This is a genomic window from Marseilla massiliensis (assembly GCF_016899955.1).
Taxonomy (GTDB): domain Bacteria; phylum Bacteroidota; class Bacteroidia; order Bacteroidales; family Bacteroidaceae; genus Prevotella; species Prevotella intestinigallinarum.
Genome location: NZ_JACJJL010000107.1, coordinates 1 through 407, shown reverse-complemented (window position 1 = coordinate 407; position 407 = coordinate 1). Strand labels below are relative to the sequence as shown.

Here is a 407-nt window from a genome sequence, read left to right as displayed (position 1 = left end):
TCAGCGAAGTGCCGTGGTATCTGTTGAACGGTGCGGACGGCACGCACAACGTGATGTTCACGCTGGCCTTGGGAGTGGCGGCATTGGCCGCATTCGAGAGGCTTTGGGAACATCGTATCTTATGCTGTTGTTCCATATTGATGACGGCATGGCTAGCGGCATGGTTGGAAGCGGACTACGAATGGAGGGGTGTGCTGATGATAGTAGTGTTCTACCTGTTGAATATGGGCAAGAACACACCGGTCACTTTGCGCAGGATAATGCAGCTGCTGTTTGCTTTTCCGCTGATGATGCACTACGGCATAATCGGTGCGCTGCTTGCCTGTGCGGTCATCTTCCTGTATAACGGCACAAGGGGTTTCATCCACGGGAATGTGGCCAAGTACTGTTTCTATGCCTTTTATCCG

Annotated in this window: 1 protein-coding gene; it reads left to right on the top strand. The window is 52.6% G+C overall.

Annotation, left to right across the window (positions count from 1 at the left end):
• Positions 1-8: 8 nt before the first annotated feature.
• On the top strand, positions 9-407 hold a 399-nt coding region (locus H6B30_RS16125; protein WP_338089015.1), incomplete at its 3' end, for a TraX family protein.